This is a genomic window from Leifsonia sp. RCC_180 (assembly GCF_058138205.1).
On record NZ_CP200340.1, the window covers coordinates 2,525,309 to 2,541,597 of the forward strand.

Below are 16,289 nucleotides of genomic sequence, written 5' to 3' on the forward strand. Positions count from 1 at the left end.
CTCACCGACACCTCAATCGAGGTCGATGTCCGGGTCGAGGTCCGGAAGGGAACCCATCTCTTCCGCGGTGAACGGACGCGCCTTGCGGACCCCGACCATGGCGGCACGGTCGAGGAGAGCGATGACCGAGGCCGGCTCCTCCAGCTCGTCCGCATCCTCCGCCGAGGTGAGGACGCACACGTCCGTCATCCAGCCGACCATGAAACGGGCACGATGGATGCGACGATCCAGGACCACCGGGATGTCCACGGTCTCCTGGCGCTGAACGTTGGCGGACGCCGCCGACAGATGCAGCACCGCGTCGGCGATCTCCGAGCCGGTCAGGAAGGTACCCACCCGGGTACGTATGGACTTCATCTCCACGCCTCTTCTCACGACAGAGGCGCCAGGGTCCGGGGCGCTCCAATGACTCTCCCAAGACTAGGAGCAATCGCTCCGGAATCAACCCCGACGAGACCTCAGTACGGACGGTCGGCGAGCAGCCGGGCGAGGTGGGCGGCGTTCTTCGCGACGGTCGCGTTGGTGCTCTCGACCGCCTCGGGGGTCTCGTCCAGGTCCTTGTAGTCCACCGACCCCATCGCCTCGCCGTTCCAGTAGGTCGAGCCCTGCGACGGGATGCTGAAGCCGACGTCGTTGAGCGCCTGGAAGATGTCCGCGATGATGCCGTGTGCGCCGTCCTCGTTGCCGACGACTCCCACGATCGCGACCTTGCCCTCGACGAGCGGGCGTCCGGCGTCGTCGGTCTCGGACAGCTCCGCATCCAGTCGCTCGAGAGCCCGCTGCGCGATCGACGAGAGGTGCCCCATCCAGGTCGGCGTGACGATCAGCAGGATGTCGGAGGCCAGGATCTGCTCGCGGATGTGCGGCCACTGGTCGCCGTCGCCCTCGTCGACCTGCACACCGGGCTTGATGTCGTAGTCCGCCAGGCGCACGGCCGTGCCCGTCACATCGTGCGTCGCAAGCTCATCGAGCACCTGCCGGGCGAGGAGCTGGCTGCTCGACTCCCCCGGGGAGGGCTTCAGGGTGCAGACGAGGGCGATTGCGGTCAGAGGGCGCGTGTCATCGGTCATGCCGTGAGTGAACGCGCGGCACCCGTGAAGCGCAAGGTCTGCCGCACGAAGCTTGACCTGCGGACGACCTGATCGTATGGATGGGTGATGAAGCGCATCCACTATGCGAGCGGTTCGCTCCTCACCGGAGACGACATCGCCGATGTCCTCGTGCGCTTCGCCGCCGCACTGGCGCACAACAATGATGCGGCGGAGGTGCGCGCGCCGGCCGTGACCGAAGGCGGCGGAAAGGACGATGTCCTTCTGCTGCTCGGGCCGTCCAGCCAGATGCTCGCCGAGCACGAGGAGTACGGCGGCGCCGAACTCCACGACGAGCGTTTCGTCGCCGAGTTCGAGCACAAGATCGCGGCACTCGGGCCGCAACGCGCCACCTACGTCGAGCACGGGACGGACGAGCTTCCCGATGCCGACTTCGATCTCATGTGACGACGCCGGGAATCGGACCGGACTGGCGCAACCCTCATCGCCGCGTACTATCGGGCAGGAAACTGACGACCGGGGAGAGGTAATGCAGGTGTTTCACGTCTACATCGACGACCTGAGATTCACCTTCGTCGACCGCGCCCCGGTCGAGGAGCTGAAAGCCCGGGTCGTCGAGGCGAGTCGAAGCGACGGCGATTTCGTCGCGATCTCGCAGTCCAGCCGCCCGCCCAGCGAGATCTTCGTCACCGCGCAGACCCGCGTTCGCATCGAGACGGCCACCATCCCTCGCGACCCGGTGGCCAACGGATCCGCCTCCGGCGAAGACGACGACGACGCCTTCTGGTTCGACTTCGATTCACTGGCCTGAAGTCAACCGCTTCCACACAGCAGCGTGACGGGGGATGCTCGTCACATGCCGACGTCGACGTCCCTCTGGCTCGAGACCGCCCCTCCCATCCCCACCGACTCCTTCGAGTGGGACGGCCACTACGACACGATCGTCGTCGGAGCGGGCCTGACCGGTCTCGCGACCGCACTCATGCTGGCTCGCTCGGGGATGCACGTGCTCGTGCTCGAGGCGCGTACCGTCGGAGCCGTCACAACCGGCAACACGACCGGAAAAGTCAGCCTGCTTCAGGGCACGACGTTCTCCTCCATTCGCCGCCACGCCTCCGAGGCGACCCTGTGCGCCTACGTCGACGGCAACACCGCTGGGCAGGGCTGGCTGCTCGATTTCCTGGAGGAGCAGCGCGTTCCCTACGAGGTGCGGGACGCCGTCACCTACGCCACGACGCTCGACGGACTGGACAAGCTGGATGCGGAACTCGCCGCCGCGCGCATCGCCGGCCTCGCCGCGACCGAGGAGCGGACCACCGAGCTGCCCTTCGGCGTGGAGGGCGCGCTGACCCTCGCCGGCCAGGCGCAGGTCCACCCTCTGAAGGTGCTCGCCGCCCTCGCCGCTGAGTTCCGCCGGCTCGGCGGACGGATCGTCGAGGGGGAACGCGTCACCGATGTGTCGGCGGCCAAGCCGGCCGTGGTGACCAGCACCTCCGGCACCGCCCGGGCCGATCAGGTCGTCATCGCGACGGGCACGCCCATCCTCGACCGCGGCCTGTACTTCGCGAAGGTCGAGCCGACCCGGTCGTACGTGACCGCTTTCCGCGTGCCGGGGGAGGTGCCGCAGGGTATGTACATCTCGGCGGACTCCCCGACGCGCTCTCTGCGCACAGCGACGGCCGCAGACGGCAGCACCCTGCTGCTCGTCGGCGGGAACGGCCACCCGGCCGGGCGAGCCGACTCACCCGCCGAGAAGCTCGCCGACCTCACCGCTTGGGCGGAGCGGACCTTCCCGGGCGCCGAACGCACCCACTGGTGGGCCGCGCAGGACTACCGTTCGGCCAACCGCATCCCCTTCGTCGGCTGGCTGCCACGCGGCCGCGGGCGGGTCTACCTGGCGACCGGCTACGACAAATGGGGCATGACCAACGCCGTCGCCTCGGCGCTCAGCCTCACCGCCGACCTCACCGGCGAGACGCTCGAATGGGCGCGCGTGATGCACCACCGGGTCACCCGCCCGGTCGACATCGCGTCGGGCGTCGCGATCAACGCGGGCGTCGGCAAGGCAGCCGTCACCGACTGGGCGGCGGCCCAGACGGCTCCCGAGCTCGGCGAGGCCCCCGTCGCCGAAGGGACCGGAACGGTCGGTCGCCGGGGCCGCACCCCCGTCGCCGTCTCCACCGTCGACGGGACCACGTGCGCGCTGACCGCCGTCTGCAGCCACCTCGGCGGCGTGGTGCGCTGGAACGACGCCGAACTGTCGTGGGACTGCCCGCTGCACGGATCCCGGTTCGCACCCGACGGCACCGTGTTGGAAGGCCCGGCCACCCAGCCGCTGTCCCCCGCACCGGCCCCCGCGCCGGCCGTCCAGTCGGAGGAGACCACCGCCTGACCGCTGGGCCTCGCGGATCGGGACGGTTCTTTGCGGCTCTCGCCATCGCCCGCGCGCCCCTAGTCAGGCGCTTCCGCGCGGGAGTAGGGTCGCCGCATGACGATTCCTGACGACGAGAGCACGCCGCGCCCCGCCGGGTCCGGCGAGCCGACGACCCCGCCGCCCGCAGCCGAGCCGACGTCCGCAGCCGAGCCGACGCCTCCTGCCGCACCGACGCCCCCAGCCGCACCGACGCCCCCAGCTGAAAGCCAGGGCTTCCCGGCCGCTCCCCCGCCCCCGCCCGCCGCCTACCCGGCTTCGTACGGGAACGCCGCCGGAGGGCCGGTCGCCGCGCCCACCGCGCCGCCGCGGACCGTCAACATCGCCTTCTGGCTGTACGTCGCCGGCGCTGTGCTCAGCGTCATCAGCGGCATCATCACGGTCGCCACGATCGGCGGCCAGCGCGACCAGTTCCTGCGCAGCGTCCAGGACTCGAACCAGACGAACGGCCAGAACGCGCAGAGCGTGGTGGATGCGGTCATCGCCGGCGCCACGGTGTGGGCGATCGTCACGCTGATCTTCTGGGCGGTGACGTTCGTGCTGTTCGCCTTCTTCATGCGCCGCGGCGCCAACTGGGCGCGCATCATCCTCACGGTCCTCACGGCTCTGTCGCTCTTCAATGTCCTCGCCGGCTACGGCGTCGGCTTCATCCAGTTCGTCGCCACCGTCGTGGCGCTGGTCCTGATGTGGCTGCGTCCGTCCAACGAGTACTTCTCCGCAGTGAAGGCCACCAAGGTCCCGCGCACCTGACGCACCGGATCGGCCGCTGAGCGGCCGCCGACACCTCGAACGCCGCCGCGTCCCGGGCACCCGCCCGGCCGCGGCGGCGTTCTGCGCGTACACTCGCCGCATGGACCTGCGGGATGTGGCCGGCGAGCTGTACGCCGGAGCATCCGACGACTTCATCGCCCGGCGCAACGCCGCTGCGGCGTCGGCCGACCGGTCCACCGCCAAGCAGATCAAGACGCTCCGGAAGCCGTCGGCATCCGCCGCCGCCATCAACGCGCTGGTGCGCGAGCACCCGGACCTCATCGGCGACGTGCTGGACATCGGCTCACGGATGCGCGACGCCTTCGCCGCGCGCGACCGCGCCGAGATCCGCTCGCTCACGCAGGAACGCCAACGAATTCTCCAGCGCACCACCGAGGGCCTCGACTTGAGCCCGGCGGTGCAGCGCGAGGTCGAGGAGACGCTGCAGGCGGCGGTGATCGACCCCGCCGCTGCGGCCGCGGTGCGCAGCGGGATGCTGGTGCGGGCCCTGGAGTCGACGGGCCTCGAACAGGTCGACGTGTCGGATGCGGTCGCCCTGCCGGTCGAGATCGAGGACTTCCCCGCGCCGAAAGCCCGACGGCGGAAGGCGGCCGAGCCGGTCGCCGGCGGTGACGAGGACGGCTCGTCGCCGGAGGCCGAAGAGGGCGAGGAGCCCGAGGAGGCCGAGGAGCCCGCCGAGGCGGAGGAGTCGCCGAGCGAGCGCCGTGAGCGCCAGCGACGCATCCGCGCCGCCGAAAAGGCCGTCGAACGCGCCCGGCACGACGCCGACGCCCTCGATGACGAGCTGGATGAGATGGTCGACCGGCGCGGCGACCTCCAGGCCGAGCGAGAGTCGCTGCAGCGGAGGCTGCAACGCGTCGCCGACGAGCTCACCGAGACCCGGGGCACCGAGCGGGACCTGCGGAGCCGCCTCTCGGACGCGCAGCGGGCCGTCCGCGAGGCTGAGAGGGCCCTCCGCGACGCTCGCGAAGACTGACGCTCAGGGGCCGGGTCAGCCCACCCAGCGCTCCAGGAGCGCATCCCAGTCGGCCTGGTAGCGGCCCAGGCCGAACCGCTCCAGCGCCCACTCGCGCGCCCGCTCGCCCGCCACCGCCCCGCGGCCCGGGTCGTCGACGAACGCGCGGACGGCGTCGTGCAGCTCCGTCACATCCGTGGAGATCGCGCCGACGCCCGGCACCACCGCGCGGCGGGCATCCGTCGCATCCAGCGCCACCACAGGGACCCCGGCCGTCATCGACTCCAGCAGCGACAGCCCCAGCGACGTCCAGCGGTTCGGATGCACGTAGACGCGCCTCCGCCCCACCTCCGAGAACAGCCGCGGCGCCTCGATATCACCCGCCGCGACGACGCGGTCCGCACCGACGCCGAGCGCCTGCGCCAGCCCGTCCACCTGCATCCCGAACACGTCCACGGGCGCCACCGCGGCGAACCCTCCGAGCAGGTCGGATCCGGTCACCCGCCAGCGCCGCACCGGCTCGTTGATCACCGCCGCCGCCCTCGGCAGCTCGCCGGTGAAGAAGGTGCCGTAGTCGACGACCCCGTGCTCGATGACCGTCGTCCGGGTGGATCCTGTGTCCCAGTAGAGAGCATTGAAGTGCGTGACGTGGGCGATGATCAGGTCGTCACGGTCGGCGAGTGGATGCCGCGAGTTCGGCACACCCTCCTGCGGAGTGTTGTGCTCGACGAACACCACCGGCACGTCCACCCCGGGCTTGCGGCCGGTGAGCCGCTCGACCAGGTCGAACTCCTCCAGCCGCTGCAAGACCACGGCATCGAACGGGGTGGACGACAGCTCCGCCTCCGGAACATCGACCACGTTCGCCGGCCAGTCGCGGGCCCCGACACCGCCCTCGCCCGCCGCATCCACCGGCAGCAGGTAGGTGTGACGCCCGCGGACGAACGCATCCATCCAGCCGCCGTGGACCTGCCAGACGAGCAGCCGCAGAGCGCGGCTCACAGGTGAGCCCCGGGGCCGGGGTGACCCCGGACCTCGAGGGGGCCGGTCTCCGGAGCCGGCCCGTCCTGGTCCTGCCCGGCGGAGACGCCGGCGTGCGTGTGGCCCGCGACGCCGTGCGCGGCGGTGTGCGGCTCCTTCTGCGGACACAGCTTGCCGCAGTACGAGCAGATGTAACCGTCGCCCATGCGGGCCTCGCCGTCGAGCCGGTACTCCAGCACATCCCCGTCGTGCTCCAGAACGAACTCCACGAATGCCGGGCGCTCCAGCGACGGGAGCGGCACGCACACCCTCTCGAAAGGCCGGCCGTCGTCGGCCAGCGGAACCCACAACTTCTCCGGGGCCGGACCGAACACCGAACCGGCCTTGTCGACATGCGCGGGCCGGTGGTCCTCGCGGACGTGCAGGATGTGGCCGGCGCGGAGCATGTCGCGCGGAAGCACCTGGTACAGCTCGGGAACGCCGTACGCGATCGCGCCGCGGCGGAGCCGCGAGAACCCCTCTTCGGAGTCGTCCCCCATCACGACGAACGGCGGGGCCTCCGGCGTGCGCAACAGGATCGCCGTCCCGCCGGACGGGCTGTCCGAGATGAGCTGCAGGATCGCGGTCGCCTCCACACGCGTGACGTCGGCGTGCGCGGCCTCGGCGGACGAGACCTCAGGCATGCGCAACCGACACCAACTCCGCCTCGCGCCGCCCCAGTTCGGCGTCGAAACGCTCACCCCACACCCGGTCGGCCTGCTCGATCAGGCACTCGGCCAACCGGCCGACCACCTCGATGTCGGTGACCAGCACCTCGCCCTCCGGACCGTGACCGGCCGGGCGACCGCGCAGCAGCCACGCGAAGCGCTCAGGACGCACTCCGTCCTTCGGGGCATGCCGCGGGGCCGGGAGACGGGTCAGCTGGCGGGCGACCCACTCGCGGCTGGGCAGCGTCCACCACTCCTCGGGGTCGAGGGGATGCGCTGCGAGACCAGGAAGCGGCAGACCACTCTCGGCGTCGACGGATCCGGACTCGAGGTCGGCCGCGAAGCCCGCCGAGAAGCGGACGTACAGTCCGGGCTCGTCGTCGAGAAGGCGTTCGACCTCAGACAGCTGATACAGCACGAGAACCTCCGGTCGGGACGGCGTCGCGCAGCCCCGCGACGCGATAGCGGCACTCCATGCGGGTGCGCGAGACGAGCTCGAACTCGTGCCAGGACGGCCGGTCGAGCGAGGGGATCGGGATGCGGATGTGCGCCGGCGCTTCGCCCTCGTCGTCGAGGGGCACCAGTACGACGACGTCGTTCGCTCCGAAGACGGACGCCGAGCACGCGAACCGCGCCTGGACGTACCGGTCGGAGTTCACGATGATGGCCGGCTCGGACTCGGCCGGGTAGTCGTCGCGCGGCTGCTCGCGGTACGGCTCGCTGAGCCCGTGCACTCCGGGACCACGGCGCATACGCACGAAGAGGTCGCGTCCGCCGAACGCGTCCAGCCGGAGCGACGACGGGACCGGCCCATCCACCAGCACGCCGACCGGGGTCCGGGCACGGCGCGGCAGCATCATCAGCACCGCCGTCGCGGTCATATCGCCCATACAACCAAAGCTAAGTCGGGTGCGACTCGAAAACACGGGATTGACGATGTGCCCGGATCGTGCTGGGTGCGGCCCGGAGGTTGCCCGGTGGTTGCTTACGGCAGGTGCCGTGCGACGTCGTCCTCGGGCATGATGACCATCCCGCCGGTGCGCTGAGAGGTGTGCATCAGGGCTTCGAGCCACTGCGGGTTGATCGCGGGCGGGCGGCTTCCGCTGAACTGGAACGCGAGCGGGACCTCGCGGCTGATCCAGAGCGAGACGCGGCCGGACCCCTGCTCGACGGGCACATCCCAGTTGAGGAGGAAACTCTCGTGCCGTCGGAGCTTGGCGACGATGGCGAGCTTGACGTGACTGAGCACGCGGTCATCGAGGTCGTACTCCTGCCCCGCTCCGTAGACGAGTTTTCCCATGCCCTCATAGTGCCCTAACGAGGCACCGGATTCCTGTCGTGTCAGGGGGATTGACACCGGTACCAGACCGTGGTTATCGTCCGATCGCCTGTCCGGAGTCGCGCAGACGCCCCGTGAGCACCTCGCGATCGAGGTCGTGCAACGCCTGGCCTGAGTCCACGGCGAGCGCCGCCGCAACACCGGCCGCCTGCCCGAGCATCATGTACTGCGGCTCCATCCGGATGGACGCGAAAGCCACCGCGGAGGCCGACAGGCACACCGGCACCAGCAGATTGCCCGCATCCTGACGCCGCGGGAGCAGCGCCGAGTAGGGGATGCCGTACAGAGGCACGGGCACCGAGAGGTACCCCTCGGTGAAGACGGTGCCGATCGGCTCGGGGTGCTCGTACACCCAGCGCCAGATCCGCTGCACCTCGCGGATGTCGATGTGGTACGAACCGAGCGCCACCGTGTCGGCCGGGATGGCGCCCGCGAGGAGGTCGTGCTCGGTCAGCACGCGCTCGCCGACCATCCGCCGCGCCTCCCGCACGTACAGCTGGTGCGGAAGGTGCCCGGTGTCGGCGAACTCCTCGCGCGGCAGCCCCCAGCGGGACAGCTCCCGGCGGATCGCCGACGGCACCCCGGGGTCGTGCGACAGGAAGTACAGGAACCCGCGGGTGTGCGCGATGTGATGCCGGCGCAGCTCCTCGCGGCGCTCGGGCGACGCATCCGGGTACTCCCACGCCGACCCGTCGAGCACGCTCAGCGACACGGGACCGAGCGAGTTGCCGTCCGCCATCCCGCCCGGCAGGTTCGGCTCCAGGCCCAGCATGCGCCCGGCCGTCCGTTCGACTCCCTCATGCCGGTCCCGCGCGAAGAGCCGGCGACCCAGCTCCCAGTACTCCTCGTCGTAGTCGTCCGGCCGGTCGAACGGGATGCGATCGGGCGCGGTCGTCAGGCACACCCGGAACCCGTACGACATGACGCCGCCGTCGCCCTCGCCCAGTGCTGCGAGCGGCCGGTTGTGCAGCTGAGGCAGGATGCGCCCCTCGGTGCGGCCGGTCGGGTCGCCGGCGAACGGCGACACCCACGGCGGCATGTTGTGCATCCCCGGGACCAGTTCCTGCCGCCCGGCGAACCGTTCGCCGTACAGACTGCGATCCTCGCGCCCGACCCGGTACGGGACGCCGGCCTCGGCGAGCAGATCGCCTTCGTAACCCGCATCGATGAACACGCCCGCCTCGATCCGCTCGCCGCTCGTGACGGTGATCGCGCGCAGCTCCCGGCCGTCGCGACCCTCGACCGTCTCGACGCCGGTCAGGCGCTCCCGGAACAGCACGTCCACCCCGGCCCGCTCCAGCCAGCGCCGGAAGATGCCCTCGGCGACGTGCGGCTCAGGTCCCGCATAGTGGCCGGGAGCGGTGCCGTAGTGCTCGGCGATGTCGGCGCGCAGCCGAGCCGCCGCGCCGCCCAAGGCCCGCACGTCGCCCACGTCGGTGTACCCGAGGCCGCCCGACGTCATCCCACCCAAGTGCCCTCCCGGCTCCACCAGCAGAGTGCGAACGCCGGCCTCGGCCGCGGCGACAGCTGCAGCGACGCCCGCCGACGTCGCGCCGTAGACGACGACTTCGGCGGAGCGGCTCATGCTCGCGCCGTTCCCGCCGCGAACTGCGGCAGCAGGTCGCCGCCGGTCTCGAACAGGCCCCTCTCCAGCGCCGTCACCAGGTCCCACTGGCCGACGAGTGGATGCGCGAGCAGCGCCATCCGCACCAGCCGCCGGTCACCGGTGACCGCGGCACGCGCGGCAAGCCGCTCGTACGAGCTGACGTGCTGGATCAGCCCCAGCAGTTCCGGCGCCACCGGCGCCTGCCGCAAGGGAGTGGCGCCGGACGCATCCACACGGCAGAGCGTCTCGACCACGTCGTCGTCGGCCAGCCCCGCGATCAGGCCGTTGTTGCGGACGTTCACGACGTGCGTGTCGCCCGTCCCTGCGACCAGCGAGGCGAGGAGCGCGGTGGCCGCCTCGCTGTAGAACGCGCCGCCGCGCGCCTCCAGCTGGGGCGGCTTCGTGTCGACGGACGGGTCCGCGTACAGCGCGAGCAGTTCTCGTTCGACGTCTGCGACGACGGTCGCGCGCGGCGTTCCCGCGTTCATTTCGGCGACCGTTGCGTCGTGCGCGTAGTAGTACTTCAGGTAGTAGGAGGGCAGAACGCCGAGATCGCGGATGAGCTCGCCCGGCACGCCACCACGGCGCCCGAGCTCGTCGGAGCGCTCCTCGATCATCGCCGGGAGCACATCCACGCCGTCGACCCGGATGTGCCGGACCCACGAGAGGTGGTTGAGCCCCACCGGATCGACCTCCACACGGTGAGGCTCGACGCTCTGCTCGCGCGCGATCCAGCGCTGCACGCCGATCGCGAAGTTGCAGAGTCCGATGGCCTTGTGGCCGTCGTCGAGCAGGGCGCGCGTGTTGATGCCGACCGGATTTGTGAAGTCGACGATCCAGGCGTCCGGATTCGCCCGCTCCCGCGCCTCGCGGGCGATGTCCAGCACGACGGGAACCGTACGCAGCGCCTTCGCGAGCCCTCCTGCGCCGGTCGTCTCCTGACCGACGCAGCCGCACGCCAGCGGGAACAGTTCGTCCTGCAGGCGCGCGCTCTGGCCCCCGACGCGCAGCTGGATGAGGACGGCATCCGCCCCCTCGATCGCGGCGGTGCGGTCGGTGGTCAGCGTGACCGAGACGTCGGCCCCTTGCCGGGCGAGCATCCGCCGCACCATGCCGCCGACGATCTCGAGGCGCGGCCCGTCGATGTCCATGAGCCACAGCTCGTCGACCGTGAGACGCTCGCGCTCGTTCCACAGGCCAGAGACGAGCTCGGGCGTGTAGGTGGAGCCGGCGCCGATGACCGTGACCTTCATCGCGGGTCCTTTCTTCGAGGATGGGGGTTCAGGATGCGCCCGGCGGGCGTAGATACCGGTGCAGAAGCAGTCCCGGTAGCGGCGCGGTCGCGAAGGGCGCGCACCAGCCCGTCCACGGGACGGAACTCCAGCGGGCGCGGATCGAAGCCGCGGTCGCGCAGACCGTCGGAGACCGCCGTGCGGAACCCGTCGTCGGCGAACAGCCCGCCCGCCAGTGTTGCGGGGGTGTGGGGCGGGACGACTCCGTCCGCCCAGGCGCGTCCCGCGACCACGTCGGCCAGCAGCACGGCCTCGCGCGCCACACGGCCGATCAGCTCTGCTGCGACCTCATCGCCCCGGGCGGCCGCCCCCGCGACCGTGGTTGCCAGGGCGCCCACCTGGCGCGTCGGCACTCTCCCGTCGCGGATCGCGCGTGCCAGCTCAACGGTGTCCGTCATCCCCGTCTCGGCGAGGACGAGGCCGAGGAGGGCTGTGGCCGGACCGCGACCGTCCTCGGCCCGCGCCGCCGCACGCACCGCCTCGCGGCCGAGTTCGTCGCCGCCGCCCCAGTCGCCGCTCGCCCAGCCGAGGGCCGGCACCGTCGCCAGCCCGCGAGGGCCGCGGGCGACCGCGTTCAGTCCGGCGCCGCAGACGATCGCCAGCGCATCCCCCGCCCCGCCGCCTGCCTCGAGAACGGCGATCGCGTCGCCGACGACGGTGATCGCCGCGGCCGGGAAGAGGGTCGCAAGCGCGGCAGTGTGTCCCTCCTCGTCACCGGGGAAGTCGAGTCCGGCGACAGCAGCGGAGACCCGGCGTACCCGCGTCGCGTCGATGCCGTGCTCCTGCAGGAGGGTTGCCACCGCCGCCCCGACCGCGTGGGGCCCTGCCCCGCTGCCCGCTCCGATCGCGCGCACCTGCTCCTTCAGGCCGCCGGGGCCGTCGGTGAGCACGACGATCTCCGTCTTGGAGTTGCCGCCGTCGAGCGCGACGACCAGCCCGGGAGCCGAGGTGATGTGCGTGTGCGTGATGACGTCCGTCCTTTCGACGGGCCCCATCCTGCCGCACTTATGGGATCGTTTCCACTCCCGCGTGCCGAAGCGTGAGTCGTTGCGGGATTGCGCGTCGAGTCGGGACGAGACCTCGCGACTCGCGGACGTGCGCGTGCGCGCGACGCGCGCGACTTCCGCGACTAGAGCGCGCGGGGCGCCGCCGTGGACCCCCGGGGCAGCACCTGGGCCTCCAACACGACGGTCTGCGGCTCGGCGGCCGGGTTCGCCAGGCGGCCGAGCAGGCGGCCGAGCGCCGTCTCGCCGAGCGACACCGCATCCTGCGCCACGGCGGTGATTCCGGGGCTCACCATGCTCATCCACTCGGAGTCGTCGAACGACACGACGCTCAGATCCTCCGGGATGCGGAGGCCTAAGTCGTTCGTCGCCCGCCACACGCCCTCGGCGAGCAGGTTGTTCGCCGCGAAGATCGCGGTGGGGTGGTCGCGGCGGGCCAGAATGTCGATCGCCGACTTGCGGGCGCCGTCAGCATCCCACCCGGTCGAGATCACCAGGGACGGGTCGGCCGGGATCCCCGATCCCTCGAGCGAGTTGCGGTAGCCGGCGGCTCGCTCGCCACCGGTGGTCCAGGTCGTCTCGTCGATGAACAGGGCGATCCGGCGGTGGCCGAGGTCGATCAGGTGGTCCGTCATCCGCTTCGCGACGCCCGCATTGTCGACGATCACGCCGTCGGTGCGGCCCGCCGAGAACTGCCTGTCGGCCTCGATGACGGGGATGTGCTGGCGCATCAGGTAGTTGGAGACGTCGCCCGAGAGCGGAGTGACGATCACGCCGGCGACCCGCGTCGCGACGAACGCCCGCGCCGCATCCATCTCGGCCTCGGTCGACCCCTGGTCATCGACCAGCATCATCGTGTAGCCCTCGCGGCGGGCCCGGGCGGCGATACCGGCAGCCAGGTCGGCGTAGAAGGCGTTGCGCAGGTCGGAGACGAGCACCCCGATCGTGCGACTGTCCTGCTTGCGCAGACTGCGGGCCATGGCGTGGGGCACGTAGCCGAGGGATTCGGCTGCGGCGAGGACGCGCTCGCGGACTCCCGCGGCGACATACCCCTCACCGCTGAGCGCGCGCGACGTCGTCGACTGCGACACGCCGGCCGCCAGCGCGACATCCTTCAGCGTGGCACGACGCGGTGCCCCATCGGCGTCGTTCTCGATCATCGCACCCTTCCCACGGGCGCCGGACGGCCTGACGCCCGGCGATCCCACCCTAATGCTCACCGCCCGCGCCCGGCGCCAGCCCCCTCCCTCCTCCCTCCCTCCCTCCCTCCACCCCTCCCTCCCCGTTGAACGACGAGGGGCACGTAGTTGCGCCCGACACGCCGCCCGAACGCACAACTACGAGCACCTCACCGTCGTGGGGGTGCGGAGGAGGGGTGAGGAGGGTGCGGTACGACGGCGAGTGCGCCGAGCGACCGGGTGACGGTGCCGGGATGCGGGTGTACCGTTCGCCTCACACAGGCAGTTCCCCCGTCGGCACCGCCCACATAGCCGAGACGGGTCGCATCCGCGTCGAGGCCGGTCCCCGCCCGGGAAAGGCCTGGGCTCCGGTTGCAAGGCACGCTCGGAAGGACTTATAGTCGCTGCTATGTGGTAACGATGCCACACCGCGCCGACGAGGCGGGGGACGGATCGAAAGGGTGGCGATGAGGATCACCGAGCTCGATGACGCGAAAGGGGGCCGGTGATGGCCGTCCTCACTGACACGTCAGGCAGCACAACCCGAACGGGCGACCGCAAGCCCGCCAAGAAGAAGCGCGGGACCAAGTACAACAGGCGCGAGGCGATCGCGGGCTACCTCTTCATCAGCCCGTGGATCATCGGCTTCCTGGTGTTCACGCTCGGCGCCATGCTGTACAGCCTCTTCATTTCGTTCAGCAACTACAACCTGGCGACGAACACCGCGAGCCCTGCTGGATTCGACAACTACGCCGAGCTCTTCAACGACCCCAAGGTCGCACTGTCGCTCGGGAACACGCTCTTCTACGCGGTCATGGCCGTGCCGCTGGAAATCATCTTCGCGCTCCTCCTCGCCCTCCTGCTCAACTGGGTGGGACGCGGAGCTGGGGCCTTCCGCACCATCTACTACCTGCCGAAGATGACGCCGGCCGTGGCGACCGCATCCATCTTCCTGCTGCTGCTCAACGGCAACACGGGAGCGATCAACCGGTTCCTCGCGATCTTCGGCATCGAAGGCCCGCAGTGGCTGATCGACCCGAACTGGGTGAAGCCGTCCATCGTCCTGATGACCCTGTGGGGCGTCAGCGGCACGATGGTCATCTTCCTCGCGGCACTCAAGAACGTGCCGCAGGACCTCTACGAGGTGGCGTCGCTCGACGGGGCCGGTCCGATCCGCAAGTTCATCACGATCACCATCCCGATGATCTCGCCGGCCATCTTCTTCAACGTGGTCGTGCTCACCATCGCCGCGCTGCAAGTCTTCGACCAGGCGTATCTGCTGTTCTGGCGAGATCAGACGAACGCCTCGCCCGACTCATCCTTGTTCTACGGCGTGTACCTCTTCCAGCAGGCCTTCCGCCAGTTCAACTTCGGCTTCGCCGCGGCCATGGCCTGGCTGCTGTTCGTGATCATCCTGCTGATCACGCTCATCCAGGTGAAGGTCAGCAACCGCCTCGTCTACTACGAAGGAGACAAGTGATGTCCTCCGCGACCCAGTCCACCGCTGCCGCGGCCCTGGCCCCGCTCGCCTCCGAGTTGGACGCCCCCCAGCTGCAAGGCAGCGGCGCCCCCAACAGGCGCGGCGACAAGCCCGTCGGCGGCCGCTGGTACAAGCCGAAGACGATCGTCGGCAAGACGGTTCTCTGGATCGTCGCCATCGGCTTCGCGCTGCTGTTCCTCTACCCGTTCGCCTGGCTGCTGGCCGCGAGCCTGAAGCCCCGGCAGGAGGTCTTCGACAACTCCCTGTGGCCGAAGACGTTCACGCCGCAGAACTACGTCGACGTATGGGACAAGCTGCCCCTGCTCAACTGGATCGGCAACAGCGTCCTCATCGCGATCCTCGCCGCCGGCCTCGTCGCCATCTCGAGCTCGGTCGTCGCGTTCGGGTTCGCGTACTTCAAGTTCCCGGGGCGGACGCTGTTGTTCGGCCTGGTGCTAGCGACGATGATGCTGCCGGGCGCGGTGACCATGGTTCCGCAGTACCTGATCTGGAAGAACCTGGGCCTCATCGGCACGTGGTTGCCACTGTTCGGGATGAACCTGTTCGGGTCGGCGTTCTACATCTTCCTGCAACGGCAGTTCTTCATGGGGCTGCCGCGTGAGCTGTTCGAGGCCGCACGCCTCGACGGCGCGAGCTACTGGAAGCTGTTCACCAAGATCGCGATGCCGCTCAGCATCCCGTCGTTCATCATCATCTTCCTGTTCGAGTTCCAGGCCAGCTGGAACAACCTCCAGGCAGCGCTGATCTACCTGAACGCGGGAGGCGTCGAGGGCTTCACCGTTCCGCTGGGAATCTCGTACGCGATGACGACCTTCAGCCCGACCAACGGCGGGCACGGCGACTACCAGTACGTCATGGTCGCGGCCCTCATCGTGACACTGCCCATGCTGCTGCTGTTCGGATTCGGCCAGCGGTACTTCATCGAAGGCGTGGCGACTCAGGGCCGCAAGGGCTGAGCGCTCACCCGTTACCGGGCGCGGTCGGACATCGTCCACCGCGCCCGGTGGCGTTAACCCCTAGCGACGATTTCGGATCAGCCCCGGGTGGAAGGGGACCATCCGTTCCGGGTTCGACGGGGCCGCCGCTGGTCGCCAGAGATGTCGTCGGCGTCCTGCCTGCCTGCCTCGACCGCAACTACCTCCGGTCGGTGATGGCTCCGAAGGAGCCTCCCGCTCCCGCCCACTTCGGCGAGGGGCTCGCAGGTGCGCCCGACACGCCGCACCGCGCCGCCACTACGAGCACCTCACGGTTCCTGCCGCCCTGAGACGCCGCAGCGGCCGGAGCAGCGCGAGTGGTAAGTGGATGCTGGAATGGCACGCGAGTAGCGACTACGTGTCACTCGGGCGGCCGTGCTCCGAAGCAGCTCCCGCTGCCCGTCACCCCACATCGGCGAGGTGCTCGCAGGTGCGCCCGACACGCCGCACCGCGCCGCCACTACGAGCACCTCACGGTTCCTGCCGCCCTGAGACGCCGCA

Annotated in this window: 18 protein-coding genes; 7 read left to right on the forward strand and 11 right to left on the reverse strand. The window is 70.3% G+C overall.

The window, feature by feature from the left end:
- Positions 1-12 precede the first annotated feature (12 nt).
- Complete coding sequence (locus AB7E03_RS12460; RefSeq protein ID WP_489941715.1) at positions 13-357, reverse strand: hypothetical protein; 345 nt, start codon at positions 355-357, stop codon at positions 13-15.
- 101 nt (positions 358-458) lie between these two features.
- Positions 459-1,070: a flavodoxin family protein gene (locus tag AB7E03_RS12465; RefSeq protein ID WP_489941716.1), complete on the reverse strand. Its 612-nt coding sequence runs from the start codon at positions 1,068-1,070 to the stop codon at positions 459-461.
- Between the two features lie 87 nt (positions 1,071-1,157).
- Between AB7E03_RS12465 and AB7E03_RS12470 the strand changes: the two genes are divergently transcribed.
- The 5 genes from AB7E03_RS12470 (at position 1,158) to AB7E03_RS12490 (ending at position 5,227) form a co-directional block, all read left to right on the forward strand.
- Positions 1,158-1,496 carry a hypothetical protein gene (locus tag AB7E03_RS12470; protein WP_489941717.1) on the forward strand — a complete coding sequence of 113 codons (339 nt, stop codon included), beginning with the start codon at positions 1,158-1,160 and terminating at the stop codon, positions 1,494-1,496.
- A gap of 82 nt (positions 1,497-1,578) precedes the next feature.
- Positions 1,579-1,860 (forward strand): hypothetical protein, encoded by a 282-nt coding sequence (locus AB7E03_RS12475; RefSeq protein ID WP_489941718.1) that lies wholly within the window; start codon positions 1,579-1,581, stop codon positions 1,858-1,860.
- Between the two features lie 45 nt (positions 1,861-1,905).
- Positions 1,906-3,441 (forward strand): FAD-dependent oxidoreductase, encoded by a 1,536-nt coding sequence (locus AB7E03_RS12480; RefSeq protein ID WP_489941719.1) that lies wholly within the window; start codon positions 1,906-1,908, stop codon positions 3,439-3,441.
- Positions 3,442-3,537: 96 nt separating this feature from the next.
- The gene (locus AB7E03_RS12485) at positions 3,538-4,230 is read left to right on the forward strand and encodes a hypothetical protein (RefSeq protein ID WP_489941720.1); all 693 of its coding nucleotides are present in this window, start codon (positions 3,538-3,540) and stop codon (positions 4,228-4,230) included.
- Between the two features lie 100 nt (positions 4,231-4,330).
- Complete coding sequence (locus tag AB7E03_RS12490) at positions 4,331-5,227, forward strand: hypothetical protein (RefSeq protein ID WP_489941721.1); 897 nt, start codon at positions 4,331-4,333, stop codon at positions 5,225-5,227.
- 15 nt (positions 5,228-5,242) lie between these two features.
- Here AB7E03_RS12490 and AB7E03_RS12495 read toward each other — a convergent pair whose 3' ends face one another.
- The 9 genes from AB7E03_RS12495 to AB7E03_RS12535 all read right to left on the reverse strand — a co-directional run bounded on the left by AB7E03_RS12495 (position 5,243) and on the right by AB7E03_RS12535 (position 13,295).
- Positions 5,243-6,208 carry a glycosyltransferase gene (locus AB7E03_RS12495; RefSeq protein WP_489941722.1) on the reverse strand — a complete coding sequence of 322 codons (966 nt, stop codon included), beginning with the start codon at positions 6,206-6,208 and terminating at the stop codon, positions 5,243-5,245.
- Positions 6,205-6,870, reverse strand: coding sequence for a hypothetical protein (locus tag AB7E03_RS12500; protein WP_489941723.1), 666 nt, complete (start codon positions 6,868-6,870; stop codon positions 6,205-6,207). Before AB7E03_RS12500 ends, AB7E03_RS12495 begins: the two co-directional genes overlap by 4 nt.
- Positions 6,863-7,312: a DUF6098 family protein gene (locus tag AB7E03_RS12505; RefSeq protein ID WP_489941724.1), complete on the reverse strand. Its 450-nt coding sequence runs from the start codon at positions 7,310-7,312 to the stop codon at positions 6,863-6,865. Before AB7E03_RS12505 ends, AB7E03_RS12500 begins: the two co-directional genes overlap by 8 nt.
- Complete coding sequence (locus AB7E03_RS12510; protein ID WP_489941725.1) at positions 7,293-7,784, reverse strand: hypothetical protein; 492 nt, start codon at positions 7,782-7,784, stop codon at positions 7,293-7,295. The genes AB7E03_RS12505 and AB7E03_RS12510 overlap by 20 nt, the downstream gene beginning before the upstream one ends.
- Before the next feature lie 95 nt (positions 7,785-7,879).
- Positions 7,880-8,194: a DUF7882 family protein gene (locus AB7E03_RS12515; protein ID WP_441784100.1), complete on the reverse strand. Its 315-nt coding sequence runs from the start codon at positions 8,192-8,194 to the stop codon at positions 7,880-7,882.
- A gap of 73 nt (positions 8,195-8,267) precedes the next feature.
- Positions 8,268-9,818 carry an FAD-dependent oxidoreductase gene (locus AB7E03_RS12520; RefSeq protein ID WP_489941726.1) on the reverse strand — a complete coding sequence of 517 codons (1,551 nt, stop codon included), beginning with the start codon at positions 9,816-9,818 and terminating at the stop codon, positions 8,268-8,270.
- Positions 9,815-11,092, reverse strand: coding sequence for a 6-phospho-beta-glucosidase (locus tag AB7E03_RS12525; protein WP_489941727.1), 1,278 nt, complete (start codon positions 11,090-11,092; stop codon positions 9,815-9,817). Before AB7E03_RS12525 ends, AB7E03_RS12520 begins: the two co-directional genes overlap by 4 nt.
- Positions 11,089-12,126 (reverse strand): N-acetylglucosamine kinase, encoded by a 1,038-nt coding sequence (locus AB7E03_RS12530; protein WP_489941728.1) that lies wholly within the window; start codon positions 12,124-12,126, stop codon positions 11,089-11,091. The genes AB7E03_RS12525 and AB7E03_RS12530 overlap by 4 nt, the downstream gene beginning before the upstream one ends.
- Positions 12,127-12,260: 134 nt before the next feature.
- Positions 12,261-13,295, reverse strand: coding sequence for a LacI family DNA-binding transcriptional regulator (locus tag AB7E03_RS12535; RefSeq protein WP_489941729.1), 1,035 nt, complete (start codon positions 13,293-13,295; stop codon positions 12,261-12,263).
- A gap of 526 nt (positions 13,296-13,821) precedes the next feature.
- Here AB7E03_RS12535 and AB7E03_RS12540 point away from each other — a divergent pair.
- Both AB7E03_RS12540 and AB7E03_RS12545 read left to right on the forward strand, forming a co-directional pair.
- A complete protein-coding gene (locus tag AB7E03_RS12540; protein WP_489941730.1) occupies positions 13,822-14,793 on the forward strand; it encodes a carbohydrate ABC transporter permease in 972 nt (323 codons plus the stop codon).
- Positions 14,793-15,770 carry a carbohydrate ABC transporter permease gene (locus tag AB7E03_RS12545; RefSeq protein WP_441784107.1) on the forward strand — a complete coding sequence of 326 codons (978 nt, stop codon included), beginning with the start codon at positions 14,793-14,795 and terminating at the stop codon, positions 15,768-15,770. Before AB7E03_RS12540 ends, AB7E03_RS12545 begins: the two co-directional genes overlap by 1 nt.
- Positions 15,771-16,289: the final 519 nt, after the last annotated feature.